The organism is Oryzomonas japonica, from assembly GCF_008802365.1.
Taxonomy (GTDB): Bacteria; Desulfobacterota; Desulfuromonadia; order Geobacterales; family Pseudopelobacteraceae; genus Oryzomonas; species Oryzomonas japonica.
Genome location: NZ_VZQZ01000004.1, coordinates 123,181 through 140,480, shown reverse-complemented (window position 1 = coordinate 140,480; position 17,300 = coordinate 123,181). Strand labels below are relative to the sequence as shown.

General features: G+C 56.4%; 17 protein-coding genes, 1 tRNA gene and 1 pseudogene. 14 read left to right on the top strand and 5 right to left on the bottom strand.

The genetic code is table 11. The annotated features are described in order from the left end of the window. Positions 1–115: 115 nt before the first annotated feature. The 3 genes and pseudogenes from F6V25_RS08170 to F6V25_RS17270 form a co-directional block, all read left to right on the top strand. Positions 116–1,789, top strand: a complete 1,674-nt coding sequence (locus tag F6V25_RS08170; protein ID WP_191966130.1) for a diguanylate cyclase — start codon at positions 116–118, stop codon at positions 1,787–1,789. A 162-nt stretch (positions 1,790–1,951) separates the two neighbouring features. Continuing rightward, positions 1,952–2,049: transfer RNA gene (locus F6V25_RS08165), tRNA-Sec, on the top strand. A gap of 628 nt (positions 2,050–2,677) precedes the next feature. Then, positions 2,678–2,911 (top strand): annotated as a pseudogene (locus F6V25_RS17270) (tyrosine-type recombinase/integrase); the annotation flags it as partial. Positions 2,912–3,180: 269 nt separating this feature from the next. Here F6V25_RS17270 and F6V25_RS08155 read toward each other — a convergent pair. Both F6V25_RS08155 and F6V25_RS08150 read right to left on the bottom strand, forming a co-directional pair. Next, on the bottom strand, positions 3,181–3,552 hold the full coding sequence (locus tag F6V25_RS08155; protein WP_151128124.1) for a polysaccharide deacetylase family protein: 372 nt from the start codon (positions 3,550–3,552) through the stop codon (positions 3,181–3,183). Then, positions 3,536–4,105, bottom strand: coding sequence for a hypothetical protein (locus F6V25_RS08150; protein WP_151128123.1), 570 nt, complete (start codon positions 4,103–4,105; stop codon positions 3,536–3,538). Before F6V25_RS08150 ends, F6V25_RS08155 begins: the two co-directional genes overlap by 17 nt. Before the next feature lie 560 nt (positions 4,106–4,665). Here F6V25_RS08150 and F6V25_RS08145 point away from each other — a divergent pair. Together F6V25_RS08145 and F6V25_RS08140 are read left to right on the top strand one after the other, a co-directional pair. Further along, positions 4,666–5,103: a hypothetical protein gene (locus F6V25_RS08145; RefSeq protein ID WP_151128122.1), complete on the top strand. Its 438-nt coding sequence runs from the start codon at positions 4,666–4,668 to the stop codon at positions 5,101–5,103. A 356-nt stretch (positions 5,104–5,459) separates the two neighbouring features. Further along, positions 5,460–5,765 carry a YceK/YidQ family lipoprotein gene (locus tag F6V25_RS08140; RefSeq protein ID WP_275095491.1) on the top strand — a complete coding sequence of 102 codons (306 nt, stop codon included), beginning with the start codon at positions 5,460–5,462 and terminating at the stop codon, positions 5,763–5,765. Positions 5,766–5,878: 113 nt separating this feature from the next. Here the strand turns inward: F6V25_RS08140 and F6V25_RS17520 are convergent, their stop codons facing one another. Together F6V25_RS17520 and F6V25_RS08130 are read right to left on the bottom strand one after the other, a co-directional pair. Continuing rightward, positions 5,879–6,160, bottom strand: a complete 282-nt coding sequence (locus tag F6V25_RS17520; protein WP_151128120.1) for a PilZ domain-containing protein — start codon at positions 6,158–6,160, stop codon at positions 5,879–5,881. A gap of 96 nt (positions 6,161–6,256) precedes the next feature. Continuing rightward, positions 6,257–6,952, bottom strand: coding sequence for an XDD4 family exosortase-dependent surface protein (locus F6V25_RS08130; protein ID WP_191966129.1), 696 nt, complete (start codon positions 6,950–6,952; stop codon positions 6,257–6,259). 498 nt (positions 6,953–7,450) lie between these two features. Here F6V25_RS08130 and wrbA point away from each other — a divergent pair, with 498 nt between their 5' ends. Next, positions 7,451–8,062 carry an NAD(P)H:quinone oxidoreductase gene (gene wrbA / locus F6V25_RS08125; RefSeq protein WP_151128118.1) on the top strand — a complete coding sequence of 204 codons (612 nt, stop codon included), beginning with the start codon at positions 7,451–7,453 and terminating at the stop codon, positions 8,060–8,062. An 87-nt stretch (positions 8,063–8,149) separates the two neighbouring features. On the opposite strand, the gene F6V25_RS08120 is transcribed toward wrbA, so the two are convergent. Next, the gene (locus F6V25_RS08120; protein ID WP_151128117.1) at positions 8,150–8,704 is read right to left on the bottom strand and encodes a Slp/YeaY family lipoprotein; all 555 of its coding nucleotides are present in this window, start codon (positions 8,702–8,704) and stop codon (positions 8,150–8,152) included. 225 nt (positions 8,705–8,929) lie between these two features. Between F6V25_RS08120 and F6V25_RS08115 the strand changes: the two genes are divergently transcribed. From F6V25_RS08115 to rsmI, 8 genes are all read left to right on the top strand, one after another. Then, positions 8,930–9,202 carry a cytochrome c3 family protein gene (locus F6V25_RS08115; RefSeq protein ID WP_151128116.1) on the top strand — a complete coding sequence of 91 codons (273 nt, stop codon included), beginning with the start codon at positions 8,930–8,932 and terminating at the stop codon, positions 9,200–9,202. 78 nt (positions 9,203–9,280) lie between these two features. Beyond that, the gene (locus F6V25_RS08110; RefSeq protein WP_151128115.1) at positions 9,281–9,520 is read left to right on the top strand and encodes a hypothetical protein; all 240 of its coding nucleotides are present in this window, start codon (positions 9,281–9,283) and stop codon (positions 9,518–9,520) included. 267 nt (positions 9,521–9,787) lie between these two features. Then, positions 9,788–10,465 (top strand): outer membrane protein, encoded by a 678-nt coding sequence (locus F6V25_RS08105; protein WP_151128114.1) that lies wholly within the window; start codon positions 9,788–9,790, stop codon positions 10,463–10,465. Positions 10,466–10,687: 222 nt separating this feature from the next. Continuing rightward, complete coding sequence (gene mutS / locus F6V25_RS08100) at positions 10,688–13,300, top strand: DNA mismatch repair protein MutS (protein ID WP_151128113.1); 2,613 nt, start codon at positions 10,688–10,690, stop codon at positions 13,298–13,300. Between the two features lie 265 nt (positions 13,301–13,565). Next, positions 13,566–14,276, top strand: a complete 711-nt coding sequence (locus F6V25_RS08095; protein ID WP_151128112.1) for a hypothetical protein — start codon at positions 13,566–13,568, stop codon at positions 14,274–14,276. A gap of 79 nt (positions 14,277–14,355) precedes the next feature. Continuing rightward, entirely contained in the window at positions 14,356–14,937 is a 582-nt protein-coding gene (locus F6V25_RS08090; RefSeq protein WP_151128111.1) for an LOG family protein, read from the top strand. A gap of 203 nt (positions 14,938–15,140) precedes the next feature. Next, positions 15,141–16,412: an N-acetylmuramoyl-L-alanine amidase gene (locus F6V25_RS08085; protein WP_151128110.1), complete on the top strand. Its 1,272-nt coding sequence runs from the start codon at positions 15,141–15,143 to the stop codon at positions 16,410–16,412. Further along, the gene (gene rsmI, locus F6V25_RS08080; RefSeq protein WP_149306257.1) at positions 16,413–17,255 is read left to right on the top strand and encodes a 16S rRNA (cytidine(1402)-2'-O)-methyltransferase; all 843 of its coding nucleotides are present in this window, start codon (positions 16,413–16,415) and stop codon (positions 17,253–17,255) included. The last annotated feature ends 45 nt before the right edge of the window (positions 17,256–17,300 follow it).

The following is a 17,300-nucleotide window of genomic DNA, read 5'->3' as shown; positions in this document are numbered from 1 at the left end:
GAAGGCATACGGTTGCCCGCACCAGGGACAATCGTACGATCTTCACCGGCAACGGATGCCCGCGGCCCAAGGGCTGAGACCCGGGCCGCGGGCGTTGTTTCCCCACAGAGGCGTTATGGGCGGCAAATCAACCTTAATAGCGACAAAATTGAAGAATTTCCGCGAGACGTTCATGCGGCAGCTCCCCGCCAAGCTGGACGCCGTCGGGGAGGCGCATGCCGCCCTCGGCCAGGGGGTACCGGCCAACGAGGCGGTCAACGAGTTGTACCGCTGCTTCCACACCCTGCGGGGGGAGAGCGCCAACTTCGGCCTGCACGCATTGAGCGACCTGGCCGCGGAGGGGGAGCGGCTGGCGCGGCAGGTGCGCAAGGGAGAGGCCGGCCCCGAGAGCGCCTGGCGCCCCCTGCTGCAGGAGCTTGTCGGCCGGATGGAGCGCGAGGCGGCCCGCACCGATGCGCCCCGGGCCATGGACCTGCAAGCCCTGGAGGTCGTGGCGGCCGCCGAGACCTTCCACGGGATGGAGCGCCGGGTCGTCTACCTCTGCGAGCACGACCCCCTGCAACGCCTGAACCTGGCCACCCAGATCGGCTGTTTCGGCTTCGAGGTGCTGACCTTCGGCGAGCTGGAGCAGTTCCGCAACGCCGTCCGCGGCGGGCACCCGGACGTCATCGTCATGGACCTGGTCTACCCCGGCCAGCCGACCGGCGGGGCGGATGTGATGAAGGAGATCCGCCCCGAGCTGGAACGGACTATCCCCACGGTCTTCATCTCCTCCCTGGGCAACCTTTCTTCCCGTCTCGCGGCGCTCCGGGCCGGGGCCGACGCCTATTTCGTCAAGCCTGTCAACATCACCGGCCTCTGCACGACCCTTCACGCCCTTACCACCCGGGAGGCCCCCGAACCGTACCGCATCATGATCGTGGACGACGACCCGCTCCTGACGGAGATGACCGCCCTCATTCTCCAGGACGCGGGCATGGAGACCCGGAGCCTGAACGACCCCTTGCAGGCGCTACCGCTGCTCTTCGAATTCAAGCCGGACCTGATCCTCATGGATATGTACATGCCCGGCTGCAACGGCACGGAGTTGGCCAGGACGATCCGGCAGATCGAGGCCTACTTCAGCATCCCGATCATCTTCCTCTCCAGCGAAACCAATGCGGACGCCCAGTTCGAGGCGCGGCGCATGGGGGGGGATGAATTCCTGCTCAAGCCGATCACGCCGGATCACCTGATCTCCACCGTGACCGTTCTGGCCGAGCGGATGAAGGTCATACGCTCCTCCATGACCACGGACGCCATGACCGGGCTATTCAACCACACCGCCACCAGGAAGCATCTCGACCTGGCCATCGAAGACGCCCTCAAAGGGGAGGAGGCGCTCTGCTTCGCCATGATCGACCTGGACCGTTTCAAGGAGATCAACGACCAGTACGGCCATGACGCGGGGGACCGGGTCCTCATGGCCCTGGCCCGGCTGCTCAGGCAGCGGCTCCGCACGTGCGACGTGGTCGGCCGCACCGGGGGCGAGGAGTTTGCCGTCATCCTTCCCGCCTGCGACATCATGGAGGCCGGGCACCTTTTGGAGCAGATCCTGGAGAGCTTCGCCGCCATCGGCTTTCCCGCCGGCGAGGAGTATTTCAACTCCACCTTCAGTTGCGGCGTCGCCTCCCTGGACAAGTTCGGCACGGCGGAAAAGCTCTACAAGGCCGCCGATGAGGCGCTCTATATCTCCAAGGAAGAGGGACGCAACCGGGTCATAGCCGTCGGCTGCGAGGATATGGCGTAAACCATCCCCCCTCCCGTCAAGGCCGGGAATCAGTTCCCTGCCCTCCTACGCACCACCGGGTCCGTTTACAACACCGCTTGCAAAAGTGCCGCAACTGAGTGTATAAGAAAGCCCTTCCCCAATCGTGCGGGCCGATTGCAGCCGGCTCGTCACAACCTCTTCGGAAGCACGTCGGTCGCTGGTGGGCCGCCCGGTCTTCAAAACCGGTGGGGGGGATGAGAAATCTCCCCGGTGGGTTCGATTCCCATGTGCTTCCGCCAATTATCTCTTCACGTATTTTCGATTATTTTGTAACGATGGCCGGTTGTGGGGGCGTGGATGGCTCTGCATTGTGGGGTGAGGTGGGTTATGGGAGGGTGCAATATACTTGATGTCAATGTGCAGACCTGACACCTAAATTTTTCTTCGAACAAAAGTACGCCCTTGATACCAAGCTTATAGCCGACAAATCTTGGGTCTCTTTTGTTAGCTGCTATGACTAAAAAAGAAACGAAAGCAACAAACCCGAATCCAAATATTATCAATTTCATGTAATGTGCCTAACGATTTTGGCAGTGACCGGCTTATCAGTCTGCCGCCGGTTGTTAGACTATCTTCAACGTCTTCCTCAACTCTTCAGCTTAACTCTGTTCATATCAAAACTTGTCTCCGATATGATCGCACTGTAAATTGTGATTTTAGCTTTTTCCCGTAGTCTACTATTTTGTCTATCAGGTCTTGGGTTGCATTCGCTCCGATTATTATTTCTTCAATAGAAGAATGTGGAACTTTGAATAAATATATATCGTATGGAATTGATGGCTTTTTTTGATATGACAGGAAAATCAAAGGGTCGCGTCTCCAAATTTCAAATTTGAAGAATGGAGACCTGACCCTCATCTTTCTCCGATCACCGGCCACGGGTTCAGAGCAACCGCCCGGACGATCCTTGATGAGGTGCTAAACCAGCGCGTTGATTTCATCGAACACCAGCTTGCACATGCTGTAAAAGACCCGAATGGGCGTGCTTATAACAGGACTGCTCACCTCGCGGAGCGCAAGAAGATGATGCAACTTTGGGCCGATTACTTGGATGGATTAAAGGGAGGGGCAAAGATGACACCACTGAAGCGGTCGGTGTGATTGGTAAAGCAAGGTTGGGCCTATGGAAACGGGGTCCGAAAAAAGAATAAAAATAAACTAATTACATTACAGCAAATCAATATAAATATAATTTCAAATAATTATTAATCTCTACGGTGTGTCAGAATTCATATAAGTTCAAACAAATTCATACCAGTACAGGGATTATAGGAACAGCTTTTCAATCGGCAACTGGCCCCACAACGCAATCGAAATAAAGTATTGAAAACAAAATTTGTTGATTTATTTCAGTCAAAACGATTTGATTGTTACTTTTGTGGAATTATGTCCTTAAAGAATTCAAATCCTTTTTCTGTTTCGCGTGACAGTATAGCCTCATAAACTTTTATCAATACCTCTTCAGCAGTGCTATTACTCATACCATCAACTGAAAAAACTATATTTCCTTTTCCATCGAGCACCTGCAAAAGATGTTTAGTGATCTCTCTTGGGACTCGACGCCCCATTACGATTACAAAGGCACGCTTATTAACACGTTGAATAATTACCTTCCCTGGCTTTGGGGTATTCGTTGTCCACATGTAGGTTGTTGGATTAGCTTTAAACCATTCCATACTTTTGTCAACTGTTGCTGATAACAATCGATTTAAATAATCGAGAAGTTCATTTTTTGCTTCCATCATTATCTCCAAAATCTATAGTTCTTCTTTCAAGAAGTCCAAGTACGTCAGCAATTCTATCATTAATATCTGAAATATCAGACTCAATAGCGTTATAAACAGCAAGGGGCGTCTCTGACTCAAGCTCAATGTTCGCTGGCTTAACTGCCTTAAGAGATTGTTTTGCGTTACTCAATGCTTCCCAAAGCAAATTAACTGGTTCCGAAAGACCGTTATCGCTCTTGAATGGAGACGTAAGTCTTCTTATTCGTCTCGACATTTCAGCCATCATGTCCCGTGCTTCTGTAAATTTGATGTCAGGGCTTAGCTTGTCGAGTCTCTGTGAGAGTTCGGTCAAGTCTATGGTAATGGTTTGAATCCTAACGTTCCTTGCTGCTTCCGTAGCAGCCTGCTTTGCACGCCTTGCCTCAATGAATGCCATTACCGAGAAGAGAAGACCAAACACTCCAATCACTAAGAAAATCCAAAAATCCCCTTTTACCCAAAAAGGAACATTGATTCCGCTTATAATAGATTTTAATAATGTTTCAATGTGTCCGGGATCAGTCGGCATTCTTGCCCATCTCCATATACCCAGTAGCGCTAGCACAGGGGGATACAAATGTCCTTTCAATATCATAGTAGTCTCTAAATATAAAGAAGATATTCACACTATCCGTGGCCGTCCTGCTAGCGTGCGGAGGCCGAGCGGGGCCAGAGCTTACTCCCTGGAGTTTTTAAGCCCGAATGCAAGTAGATGCAAGTACCGAGGCGCAAACACAAATATAACCTATTCTTTGCATTGATTTGTGGTATTCATAACTAGTCTTGATAATGCCTCAACGAATCAAGGAAATTTTATGCTTGCTGTAGAAAAATGGTCACAGAACAGACATCCTCTCATCGCCCTGTGTGCTCCCCAGATAGCCGCCTTCGCCCGCGAGATACCAGACATCCTCAAACACCAGAAAAAACACCGGCTCTTATCGCACACCTTTCCAGTCCCCGACCTGCCGTCCTGGCAAGGAAAATCAAAGGGCCGCGTCTCCAAATTTCAAATTTGAAGAATGGAAACCTGACCCTCATCTTTCTCTCTAATCTTCCACTGAAAAAGCCGGAGGGTGATAATAGAAAATGAACCGATTAATCCCCATAACCATCTTGTCGCTTTGTCTATGTGGCTGTATCAGTGAATATGGAGCACCGTCCGCTGGTGTTCCAAGCGTTCCATTAGCTGATCTTCTTAACAATCCCGCAAAATGGAATAAGCAGAAAATTCGAGTTGATGGTTTTTTTATCTACGAACTAGAAGGGGATGCAATTTACCTAACAAGGGCCGATCTTGAGAAGAAAAACTCAAATAAGGCTGTATTTCTGGGGCTTGACGATCCTGCGCTCCGAATTCCATACGCCACTGATGGCATTGCCAATAAATGGAGGCAGTTTATAGTGACAATGTCTTTAAACAGGCATAGGGGAAAGACTGCGTCTGTGACAGGATTTTTTGAGGTTATGCCTTATGGAGGACTTAATCTCGGCCATATTAAAGTATCGCAAATGACTCTAAAATAATCGCACCCAATCAAGCCCTCGAAGCGTGATCGGGCAAGAAACCGCCCGGCAACGCAAGACCCGAGGCGGAATTATCTGGGTAACTTTCCGGGTAAGTGCAAAAATCTTATTTAGTTTTATTTTAAAATTACGCATATTTATTATTTTTTGTATTCCCATGTGCTCCGCCAATTATCTCACCAGTTTTTTTCGATTATTTTGTAACGATGGCCGGTTGTAGGGGCGTGGATGGCTCGGTAGAGTGGGTTGAGGCGAGTTATGGGAGGGGTGCAATATACTTGATGTCAATGTGCAGAGCTGACACCTAAATTATTCATTTATTGGTCAGCAGAGAAGAGGGAATTTTCTTGAGACGAATGTATTTTTTGATTTGTTTTATTTTGCTTATGGTTACAGGGTGTGCAAGTTCCATAAGAACTTTTGCTAAGACCGCTGAAGGAGAGAACAAAGTTTACATTGGTACAAAAGAATGGATAGATACCTATTCTGACCCAAACCCGCCAGAAAGCACAAAATGGCAGGCATATTTTCTTGGACTTGTAGATATGCCCTTATCACTTGTTATGGATACCTTGTACCTTCCTTACACAGTTCCGGCTAGCTTTGTTAAACCTGATAAAACAGTAGATGGATCAAGTCCCGAAGAAAATAAGCCAAAATGAAGCAAAGCCCAAGCAAGCGGCGGCGGGGCGGGGCCGCTTTCGAACTTATTGGATAAAACGGGCTATTTTGTACGTCTCGCCCATGATGACATCATCATCATACTTTGCAGCGACTACTTCCCTAAGCCTGACAAACGAATGCACATCAATAGTATTGATTGACAGGCTACCCCGCCCCTATCGGTGCGAACGGTGCTGGCATACAGGTTTATCGACGATGCGGCAGACGGGCAGATGGTAAGCATGACCGGCGTATTCAGCGGTACCTCGTGGGTGGTCTTGAAGTAGATTCCCCCCAGGCTGACATTCCCCGTGTTGCCGGAGACGCGCTGTCCATTATATGCTAGCGAGGCTTCTCCAGAGAAATCCACCCGAACAAATCCTCTGTTTTCCATCTACGCCTCCAAACCGTCTGCGCTCAAAGAGCCCCACAAAGAAGGGCTCCCTTGTGGAAGCCCTTTTAAGTTGCATCGGCGTCGGCCAATCTAAAATCACCTACCCGCTCTACGCCGAGCCAGGGCGGCCGCACCGAAACCGCCGCCCAGGAGAAGGAGGGTGCATGGCTCCGGCACCGGATTCGCAGGATACCCTCCTCGACTCGTACCATACTGGAATTTAACATTTGAGATATCTGCCAGGGTGAAATCGTTGCCGGTTGTGAAGGTAAACTGCACCGCATCCTGAATCAACTGTGCATTGCCCAGGTCGCCGTTTTTGAAGTTGATGGTGCCGGTACCGGCGATGCCGTAGGGAAGGCCGGCCGGAGCGTTGCCGGGAGCGGAGATGAGACCAGGACCACCAATTATGTCGTGTGGGCCGAAGATACCAAGACCGGCACTTGAAACGCCGTTGTCGTTATAGGCCCATTGGCTGCCGACGTTCGTGCCGGCAGGGTACAAGGTCCCCTTTTTAGTAATGACGGTGCTGCCGCTCGGCACTATCGCAGACAGCGCCGTCAAGGAACTGCTGGTGCCGAACAGCAGCGCGGTCAGGATATAGGTCGGATTGGGAACGGCCGAGGTCGAAGTGTTGGTGAGCAGCAATGTGAGGTTTGTCCCGTCCAGGGTAAAGTCTGCGGTTGCCGCACGGCCGGACGCATCGGAATACGCATAATCGCTGTACGTCGTTGCCCACCCGCTTGTTGCCATGCCCAAGACGACCAGCATGCCGATCAGTGTTTTTCTCATTATATTCATCCTCTTTTAAACGAGTCTACCAATATATTCTTACTGGTAATTTTTAAATGCAGATATTGTACCAATGCAAAAAATCAAACAATAACAAGCATCTTACAAGAATGGCCCAGAGCATGTAAAATATTTCGACAAACATTTTTTTAACATCTGACCGGCTATTTCAATACTATCAATTACTTAAATCATACCAAGACATGAACTGCACAACACGTGTAAAGTTCTGAATATTTGTCGCGTGTTATTGCCCCGGGGATTCCAGATAAGAGCATATCAGGCTCACCCGCCTTCGCGTGGATCGGCCCGTTCGGGCGGTTGCGCAGCCACGATTGTCTGCTATCCTTTAATCATACAATGGCAGCCAGGCCCAGAGCCACGAAGGCGCAGGGAACATCGCCGGGGCGGGGGCACCCCACCACGACATGAGACGACATTTGCGGCCTCGGTGGCTCTGTGGCAAATATCTTTCTACTTGGAAAGGAGATTAAACAGATGTGCAAGGTACTCATCGTCTATTACAGCATGTATGGGCATATCTACAAGATGGCCGAAGCGGTAGCCGAGGGGGTTCGCGAGGTGGCGGGCTGCGAGGCGGTCATCAAGCGCGTGCCGGAGACCCTGTCCGATGAGGTATTGGGGATGATGGGGGCGTTGGAAGCCCAGAAAGGCATGGCCCATATTCCGGTGGCTACGGTGGACGATCTGGCTGGGGCCGATGCCATCATTTTCGGCACCCCGACCCGTTTCGGCAACATGTGCGGCCAGATGCGCCAGTTTTTGGATGCCACCGGCCAGCTCTGGATGAGCGGAGCGCTGGTAGGCAAGCCGGGCAGCGTCTTCGCCAGCTCCGCCACCCAGCACGGCGGACAGGAATCCACCATCTTGAGCTTCCACACGACCCTGCTCCACCAGGGGATGGTGGTGGTCGGCCTCCCCTACGCCTTTGCCGGTCAGATGGGCATCTCCGAGATCACCGGGGGGAGCCCCTACGGCGCGTCAACCATCGCGGGGGGCAAGGGCGAGCGCCTGCCCAGCGGCAATGAACTGGCCGGCGCCCGCTACCAGGGCGCCCACGTGGCGCGCATCGCCCTCAAACTGAAGTAGGACCGCCCCGCGCACGCAACAGCCGGAGGCGTCACCCCATGGTGCGCCTCCGGCGCGTGTTTCTACCTGTTTCATTCCCGGAAAAAGCTATCTCCAGTGACGCGGCCCGTACCAGTAGGGGCCGCCCCACCCGTAGGGATAGGCGGGGCCGTAACCGTAATAATAGTACGGGGGATCGTAGTACCCCGGCGGGTACGGATACAGGTCGGACCGTTTCCAGACATGAATCTCCACAATCGAGACTACCGGGTAGGTATAACTGATCTCGCCCAAGGGCAGGACCTTTTCCCCCTTCACCTCTCCGATGACTGCAACCGGCCGCCCCGCCTTGAAGACCAGGGCATCCAGATAGCCGGGGCTGGTGGCCAGGAAACGCCCGCCCGAGGCATGTTCCTCATAGGGCATGTCGTCGTTTCCCAGGTCAAATTGCACCACCTCGATCCGGGACCCTTCCTTGGTATTCTTGGTGGACGCGATGATTCCGCCGAACTTCACAAACTTGCCCACATAGGCCTTGGGATTCAGCTTGAACTGTTCGTAGTCGATGGTGCGGTCCACCATCAGGTCTGCCCGTTCGCTGAAGACATGGACGCATCCGCTCAGGAGCACCAGGGAACACACCGATAACAGTAATGCTTTCATGGGTATTCGCCTCCTTTATTTCAGTATACCCCCTTTTGCGCGGGCGGGACAAGGAGGAGCCCCGCCCGCTCCGGGCAGCAAAAATACCGCACTAACAGGGATATACCCTTGCAGACGGATAAAAAATAGTATATTTGGAAAAGGCAGGGGAGCGCACCGCTTCCCGCGGACGTCGGCAGCCGTGTCCGCAGAGCACCCCAAACACAGCCAGGAGGAGATTGGCCCATGAAACAGACCGCTGCTATCCTGCTTGCCCTGCTTGCCTTCTCGGGATCGGCCTTTGCCGCGCCCGAGGTGATCAATTTCAAAAACAAGGTGACCTTTCCCCACAAAGACCACATGGCCATTACCGGCACGTGCATCACATGCCACGTGGAGGGTGTCGGCAAGATCAAAGGGTTCGGCAAGGAATGGGCGCACAAGAACTGCAAAGGGTGCCACGTGGAGATGGCAAAAGGCCCCGTCAGATGTTCGGGTTGCCATAAATGGAAGGATTAGCGTTCTTTTTTTAAAATTATATTATTATAATCTCTAACCGCTTGACGCTGCAATTTAATTAGTGGCAAAATTCAGCACATGCCGACGATACGGACACATTGCAGCCATTGCGGAGCAGCCTTCGATGCCGGCAGCACCGCTGGTATTTATTCCGTCCGCGTGGACCGCAACGGTTACCTGTTGGAGGTCATGGATGGAGTGATCATCCCCGGCGCCCTTCACTACTGCTCGCCGAATTGCATGTTCAAGCGCGAGCAGGGCGTGGCCCCGGAAAACAATATCTTCGATTTCATGGGTCTCGCATGTGACACGCTGTAACACGCCCCCCTGTCCCCCCCGGCCAGCCACCTTTTTCCCAATCATCCCCCTCCCGCTGCCAGCTTCGCAACACTCCGCAATCATTAAATAAAATTGTCAGGCCGGAAGATCAACCTCAAGGATTGTCTCTCAACCCATGACAACGCGGCGCATGTGTAGTATAGTGATGTATCAAACTATTGGTTAGCCTTGCACCGCCACATCGGCCAGGCAGGCTGTCGAGATCGATGCCTGTCGAATCCAGAATGCACAAAGGAGAGACAAACCATGAAAAAGACATTGACCACCCTTGCACTCCTCATAACCGTTGCCATCCCAGCCGCAAGCCAGGCGGCACCCATGCGGCCGGGTCCCTATGTCACCGGCTTCCTCGGCATAACCGTGCCCCGGAGTACGGACTCGTCAACGACTGACTTCTTCAACAACACAACCTCCGACGAACGGATAGAATTCGACCCGGGCATTTACGTCGGCGGTGCGGGCGGATACGATTTCGGCTTCATGCGCCTGGAAGGCGAACTTTCGTACAAACAGGCCGATATCAAGTCGATTACGGACAATGCCGGCGGCGGTCAGTTTCGTAATATCGACGGCAGCCTGGGGGCGCTCGCTTTCATGGCCAACGCATTTTTCGACATCCACAACGACACCCCCGTCACCCCGTACCTGGGTGGCGGCATCGGCTTTGCGTCGCTGTATATGACCGACACCTTTGCCACCAGCGGCACGAGCCGGCTTCACATGTACCCCCAAGATAACGACACCGTCTTTGCCTATCAGGTGGGCGCCGGTCTGGACATCGCTCTCAACCGCAGATACTCCCTGGATCTGGGCTACCGCTACTTCAACACCGACCGGGCCAGCTTCAACGGGGACCTGCTGACAACCAGCGGCATCCGCTTTGAAAGCCACAATGCCATGGTCGGCTTCAGGGCAAAGTTTTAACCCCGGCCGTTCCTCGGTAACGACGCCAGCCAAACGCAAAAAAAGCCCCGGACCTCAATCCGGGGCTTTTTTGTCGGTACAATTCGCCACCCACGTTCTACCGCACACGAAACCGGCCGCAGTTCAGCAGCAGCGCCCGCCTCCCCCCTTGGCCTTGAAAAGCCGCAGGCCGTGTGCTACAACCACCAACACCCATTTTACGAAACGGAAGGTTCACAACGCATGGCAGACCAGACCCCCATGATGCGGCAATACCTGGAGATCAAGTCGGGATACCCGGACGCGATCCTCTTCTTCCGCATGGGGGACTTTTACGAGATGTTCCTGGACGACGCCCTGACCGCCTCCCGCATCCTGGACATCGCCCTCACCTCGCGCAACAAGGGGAGCGGGGACGAAATCCCCTTCTGCGGCGTCCCCTTCCACTCCGCCTCCCCCTACATCGCCAAGCTGATCGAATCGGGCCGCAAGGTGGCCATCTGCGAGCAGGTGGAAGACCCCAAGCAGGCCAAGGGGATCGTGCGGCGCGAGGTGGTCAAGGTGGTCACGCCGGGGCTCCTCATCGAAACCGAAAGCCTGTCGCCGGACGAGAACAACTACCTGCTCACCCTCTCCATGGGTGCCAATAACACCTGGGGCTGCGCCTGGCTGGACCTGTCCACGGGCGAATTCCGGGTAACGGAGCTGGCGGGCGCCACGGCGGCGGCCGGCGAGGCGGCCTGCATCAGCCCCCGCGAGGTGCTGCTGGCCGACAATCTGGAACTGGACGACCTGCCCGCCGACCTGCGGGCCTTTCTGGGAGAGCGGATCGTCTCCCGCGCGCCCGGCTGGGTCTTTGAGCGGGACTATGCCACGTCGCTTCTCTGCGGCCAGTTCGGCGCCGCCTCGGCGGAGGCCCTGGGCCTTGGCGCCATGCCGGCGGGCCTCACGGCGGCCGGGGCGGCCCTGTACTACCTGCGGGAGAACCGCAAGTCCGCCATCCCCCATATCCGGGATATTCAAGTGTACGAGCGGACCGAGCACTTGGCCCTGGACCCGGCCACCCGCCGCAATCTGGAGATCACCGCCACCATGGCCGAGGGGAAGAAAGCCGGATCGCTCCTGGGGTGCCTGGACCGGACCGCCACCGCCATGGGGGCGCGCAGGCTCAAACAGTGGCTCAGCTACCCCCTGGTGGGACTGGAGCCGATCCGCCAACGCCTGGCCGCGGTGGAGGAATTGCTGGAGGCTGCGGAGGTACGGGAGGAGTTGACGGCCCAACTGCGGGAGATCGCCGACCTGGAACGGTTGAACGGTCGCATCGGTATGGCCTCGGCCTCGGGCCGCGACCTGCGGGCCCTGCACGATTCCCTGCGCCGCCTCCCGCAGCTCCTGGAACGCCTCGCCCCGATGCAGTCCGGGCTCCTCCACTCCCTGTCCGGCACCATCGACCCCCTGGACGACATCCGCAGCCTGGTGGAACGGGGCATCGTGGAGAACCCGCCCTTCTCCCTGCGGGAGGGTGGCATCATCGCTCACGGGCATAATGCCGAACTGGACGAACTGCGGGCCATCAGCAGCGAGGGGAAGGGGTTCATCGCCCGCCTGGAGGCCCAGGAGAAGGCGCGCACCGGCATCTCCACCCTCAAGATCCGCTACAACCGGGTCTTCGGCTATTCCATCGAGGTGACCAAGAGCAACCTGGGCTCCGTGCCGGCCGACTACATCCGCCGCCAGACCCTGGCCAACGCCGAGCGCTTTATCACTGAGGAGTTGAAGAACTACGAGGAAAAGGTGCTGGGGGCCGAAGAGCGCATCTGCGACCTGGAATACACCCTGTTCCAGGAGATCCGCGAGCAGGTGGCGGCCCAGGCCGAACGCATCTGCCGCACCGCAGACGGCCTGGCGGTGCTGGACGTGCTCATCTCCCTGGCCATCGTGGCGGGGGAACGGAACTACTGCAAGCCCCAGATGGACGATACGGACGTCATCGACATCAAGGATGGCCGCCATCCGGTCATCGAGGCCATGAAGCTGGGCGAACGCTTCGTCCCCAACGACACCCGCCTGGACGCCGACGAGAGCCAGATCCTCATGATCACCGGCCCCAACATGGCCGGTAAATCCACCTACATGCGCCAGGTGGCCCTGATCTGCCTCATGGCCCAGGCCGGCAGCTTCGTCCCGGCGACCGAGGCCCGCATCGGCATCGCCGACCGGATCTTTACCCGCGTCGGCGCGGGGGACAACCTGGCCCGGGGCCAGTCCACCTTCATGCTGGAGATGATGGAGGCGGCCAACATCCTGCGTAACGCCGGTCCCAAGAGCCTGATCGTCATGGACGAAATCGGCCGGGGCACCTCCACCTTCGACGGCGTTTCTATCGCCTGGGCCGTGGCCGAGTACATCCACGACACCCCCGGCTGCCGGGCTCGCACCCTGTTCGCCACCCATTACCACGAACTGACCGAACTGGCCTCAACCAGGGAGCGGATCAAAAACTTTACCGTGGCGGTGCGGGAGTGGAACGATCAGGTCATCTTCCTGCGCACCATCATCCCCGGCGGCGCTTCCCACTCCTACGGCATCCAGGTGGCTCGGCTGGCCGGCATGCCGGCGGACGTGATCGAGCGGGCCAAGGAGATCCTGCGCAACCTGGAGCACGGCGAGTTCGAGGAGGGTGCCCCGCGCCTGGCCAAGAGCAAAAAAGCCCCACCCAAGGAACCTTCGCCCCAGTTTTCCCTGTTTGAGAGTACGGAAGACCAGTTGCGCCTGCGCCTGAAGAAGCTCAACATAGCCACCCTCACCCCTTTGGAAGCGCTCAATTTATTGGATGAGTTGAAGCGGATGGTGTAAGAAGGTCGAGGTTGCTCTCGAAATTGTATTGCACAACAATACAATTGTATTAAATGACAGCAATGTCCCGTTAGGTTTTTGCGGCAAGTCAAAATACCCCTCATCCACCCCTTCGGGGCACCTTCTCCCTTAGGGAGAAGGGATGCTCATCTTCCCCTCTCCCAGGGGGAGAGGGTGGCCGAAGGCCGGGTGAGGGGATAAAACAGGCTGGTCACTACTATTGCCACCCTCTCTCCAGACTAAACCGGACAACATGGACAGGCCTATGAAATTCGAACATCTCGCGGGAAAACGTGCGCTCGGTAGCGCCCAAGCGAAGGACTACACAGATTGGGCTGTGTCATTACTCTGTGAAGGATGCGATTCAGAAAGCGTCGCGATTCTTGCAGGTATTGGTTTGGATAAAGAAACGGGCTCAGAGGAGATTGAAAAGTACTTCCAAAAAAGCCTGAAAGAGTTGGCTTTAAGTCTGCCTCCTCACGAAGAGAGCTTGAGAATCTATGCCGAGTACCTCTGTAAGCAAATTGTTGCCGGAGAGCTTGAGCCGGAGAAGGGCCTCAGCATCTTGGAAGCTTTCTATTCCTGTAGCAACTATGATGAACCAATATACAGCATCTGGGATACGCTGGGCGAAGATGTGTGGTCGGTTAACAACAGGTTCGACTGCACATTTAATTCCGACCTCACTAGAGAAAACTTGGGATCATACATAAGGGATGTTGCAGGACTGTTTCTGAGACTTACCAAGGTTGAATTGCCCAAAAATCTTTTCAGCATGTATCTTTGCCAAAAATGCGGATATTTGGGGGAACATGCATTGGAACAAATCGACAAACCATGGCTGCCGGAAAAACTCTATCGTTTTTTCTACCGAAGAGGGCCGACATATCGCTCCGTGTGCGCGAAGTGTCGTGAGCCATATCCCAAAAGCATGAGCAACTTTGAGGGGCTAAAACTGTATCTGGATCAGCGCTAACCAGGACTCGGGGCGCAACCGGGCGTTAAGAATATCTGTCCACGCATGCGAGAACCGTTTTAATAAAGGATTAGTCGTCATGAAAAGCATCTGTGTCTATTGCGGTTCCAACCCCGGTCGCCGGGAGGCCTATGCCAACGCCGCCCGCGACCTGGCAAAATCCCTGGTGGAGCGAAACCTGCGACTCGTCTACGGCGGTGCCAGTGTCGGCATCATGGGGATAGTGGCGGATACGGTGCTGCAATTGGGCGGCGAGGCGGTGGGGGTCATCCCCGATGCGCTCATGCGCAAGGAGATCGCCCACCCGAACCTGACCGAACTCCACGTCACCCGCTCCATGCACGAGCGCAAAACCATGATGGCCGAGCTTTCCGACGGCTTCATCGCCCTGCCGGGAGGGATCGGCACGCTGGAGGAGATCTTCGAGATCTGGACCTGGGCCCAACTGGGCTTTCACGCCAAACCGTGCGGCCTGCTCAACATCGCGGGGTACTACGACGCGCTGATTGCGTTTCTGGATCACACCGTGGCGGAACAGTTCGTCAGGGAGCCGCACCGTTCCATGCTGCTCGTGGAGCAGGCCCCCGAGGCGCTGCTGGACCGGTTCGCCGGTTACAAACCGCCGACTATTCAAAAGTGGGTGGAGAAAGCGGATACATGAAACCGGCTGTCGGGGCGCATTGCATGCGCCCCGATTGGGCGAACAGCAGCGCGACCCTGCGATCAGCCCATTCGACCGCCTGAGCGATAATAATAGTGAGATTACCGAACCACCGCCCCCTGAAGGTTGAAACATTCAATTATTTCTGTTAAAAGAATACGTTACTTTTTCAATCCGATTCCGTTGCGGCACAAAGCGACCCAATGACCCGATTTCTTCACATAGTTGCAAACCTTCTCATCCTCACGCTCCTCCTCCCCTACCCCGCCCTGGCGGCCAAGAAAAAGACCAACGGCGACCAGACGGCCGACAGCCGCCCCTTGGCCTTGCTGAGCGAGATGAAGCACTGGTCGAACCCGGACTACACCCGCATCTCCCTGGAGTTCGACCGGGACGTCACCTGGGAGGCCCATGAACTGGGCAAGGGGAGCCGCGGTAAGCCGGGCCGGGTCTACATCGACATCAACCGGGCCAAGCTGGGGTCGGGGGCGAAGGACATCACCATCGGCGACGGCCTCCTGAAGGGGGTCCGGTTGGGCCAGCACAAGCTGGACGTGGTGCGGGTGGTGCTGGATACGGAGAATATCAAGGACTACAAGATCTTCCCGCTCTCCGAGCCTGCACGGCTGGTCATCGACGTTCGCGGGGAGCGGCGCGCCGAGATCTCCCGCCTGGAGAACACCATCGCCGCCAAACCGGCCCCGACTCAATCTGCGGTTGCCCCGCCGGCCCCGGAGCCGAAACACGCGACCCCGCCGGTTGTGGAAAAGAAGGTCAAGCCCCATAAAAAGCCGCTCATCGCCAAGATCCGCCGGATTGTCGTCGATCCGGGGCACGGCGGGCATGATTCCGGGGCCCTCGGTCCCAACGGGGTCAAGGAAAAGGACGTGGTCCTGGCCATCGGCCTGAAGCTGCGGGACCTGCTGAAGGATGAACTGGGGCTGGACGTGGTCATGACCCGCGCCACCGACGTCTTCATCCCCCTGGAGGAGCGCACCGCCATCGCCAACAAGGTGAACGCCGACCTGTTCGTGTCGGTGCACGCCAATGCCGCCTTGAACCGCGGGGCCTCGGGCATCGAGACCTACTACCTCAACCTGGCCAAGACCGAGAAGGCCGCCCAGCTGGCCGCCAAGGAGAACGGCACCACCCTGGAGAAGGTCAGCGTCCTGCAGGCGATCCTCTTCGACCTCATGGCCAATTACAAGCTCAACGACTCGGCCCATCTGGCGGACGAAGTGCAGCGGTCCCTGCACGGCAAGATCAAAAGCCGTCACGCCGACGTGAGAAACCTGGGGGTCAAGCAGGGCCCCTTCTACGTCCTGGTCGGCGCCACCATGCCGAGCATCCTGGTGGAGACCGCCTTTGTCAGCAACGTGCAGGAAGAGTCCCGCCTCACGGACCCCGCCTACCAGGAACAGACCGCGGAAGGTATCATGGAAGGCATCCGCGCCTATATCACCAGCCTCAAATAGATGGCCGGCACCCTCTACATCATGGCCACGCCCATCGGCAACCTGGAGGACATGACCTACCGGGCGGTGCGCATCCTGGGCGAGGTGGACCTGATCGCCGCCGAGGACACCCGCCACTCCCTCAAGCTGCTCAACCACTTCGGCATCTCCAAGCCGCTCACCTCCTATTTCGACCACAACCAGCAGTTCAAGGGGGAGCGCATCCTCCAGGCGCTGCGGGATGAACGTTCGGTGGCCCTGATCTCCGACGCCGGCACCCCCTGCATCTCCGACCCCGGCTTCAACCTGGTGCGAGCCGCCGTGGCCGAGGGCATCCGGGTCATCCCCGTCCCCGGTTCCTGCGCCGCCATCACCGCCCTCTCCGCCTCCGGGCTCCCCAGCGACACCTTCACCTTCGCCGGTTTCCCGCCGAATCGCCAGGGCAAGCGCCGGGCGTTCCTGACCGCCATGGCCTCCCAGCCGGGGACCCTGATCTTCTACGAGGCGCCCCACCGGCTGGAGGAAACCCTGCGGGATATGGGGGAGGTGCTGGGCGAGCGGCAGATCGTGGTGGCCCGGGAGCTGACCAAGATCTACGAAGAGTTCATGCGGGGCACGGTGGGCGAGGTGCTGGCAACGGTCGCCCAGGGCAAGGTGCGGGGCGAGGTGGTCATACTGGTGGCGCCGGGCGAAGCGGTGGAGCAGGAGACCGAACCGCTGCCCGAGCTGCTGCACCGCCTGCTGCACGACGAGGGGATGACGGTCAAGGATGCCGCCCGGAAAGCCGCTGAAATGACCGGGGTTTCCAAAAACACGGCCTATTCCGAGGCCCTGCGGGTGCAAAATGGCATGAATGAGCATTAGTTGTGCTGGAATTACAAGTGGATATGTGTTATAGAAGAGCAATTA

Bases quoted from the DNA above. Each gene is read 5' to 3' on its own strand.
- F6V25_RS08150 (WP_151128123.1), bottom strand. From the start codon at position 4,105: ATGCCGACTGATCCCGGACACATTGAAACATTATTAAAATCTATTATA.
- F6V25_RS08115 (WP_151128116.1), top strand. From the start codon at position 8,930: ATGAAACAGACCGCTGCTATCCTGCTTGCCCTGCTTGCCTTCTCGGGA.
- F6V25_RS08140 (WP_275095491.1), top strand. From the start codon at position 5,460: ATGTATTTTTTGATTTGTTTTATTTTGCTTATGGTTACAGGGTGTGCA.
- F6V25_RS08120 (WP_151128117.1), bottom strand. From the start codon at position 8,704: ATGAAAGCATTACTGTTATCGGTGTGTTCCCTGGTGCTCCTGAGCGGA.
- wrbA (WP_151128118.1), top strand. From the start codon at position 7,451: ATGTGCAAGGTACTCATCGTCTATTACAGCATGTATGGGCATATCTAC.
- mutS (WP_151128113.1), top strand. From the start codon at position 10,688: ATGGCAGACCAGACCCCCATGATGCGGCAATACCTGGAGATCAAGTCG.
- F6V25_RS08090 (WP_151128111.1), top strand. From the start codon at position 14,356: ATGAAAAGCATCTGTGTCTATTGCGGTTCCAACCCCGGTCGCCGGGAG.
- F6V25_RS08085 (WP_151128110.1), top strand. From the start codon at position 15,141: ATGACCCGATTTCTTCACATAGTTGCAAACCTTCTCATCCTCACGCTC.
- F6V25_RS08095 (WP_151128112.1), top strand. From the start codon at position 13,566: ATGAAATTCGAACATCTCGCGGGAAAACGTGCGCTCGGTAGCGCCCAA.
- F6V25_RS08130 (WP_191966129.1), bottom strand. From the start codon at position 6,952: ATGAGAAAAACACTGATCGGCATGCTGGTCGTCTTGGGCATGGCAACA.
- F6V25_RS08105 (WP_151128114.1), top strand. From the start codon at position 9,788: ATGAAAAAGACATTGACCACCCTTGCACTCCTCATAACCGTTGCCATC.
- rsmI (WP_149306257.1), top strand. From the start codon at position 16,413: ATGGCCGGCACCCTCTACATCATGGCCACGCCCATCGGCAACCTGGAG.
- F6V25_RS17520 (WP_151128120.1), bottom strand. From the start codon at position 6,160: ATGGAAAACAGAGGATTTGTTCGGGTGGATTTCTCTGGAGAAGCCTCG.
- F6V25_RS08155 (WP_151128124.1), bottom strand. From the start codon at position 3,552: ATGGAAGCAAAAAATGAACTTCTCGATTATTTAAATCGATTGTTATCA.
- F6V25_RS08170 (WP_191966130.1), top strand. From the start codon at position 116: ATGGGCGGCAAATCAACCTTAATAGCGACAAAATTGAAGAATTTCCGC.
- F6V25_RS08110 (WP_151128115.1), top strand. From the start codon at position 9,281: ATGCCGACGATACGGACACATTGCAGCCATTGCGGAGCAGCCTTCGAT.
- F6V25_RS08145 (WP_151128122.1), top strand. From the start codon at position 4,666: ATGAACCGATTAATCCCCATAACCATCTTGTCGCTTTGTCTATGTGGC.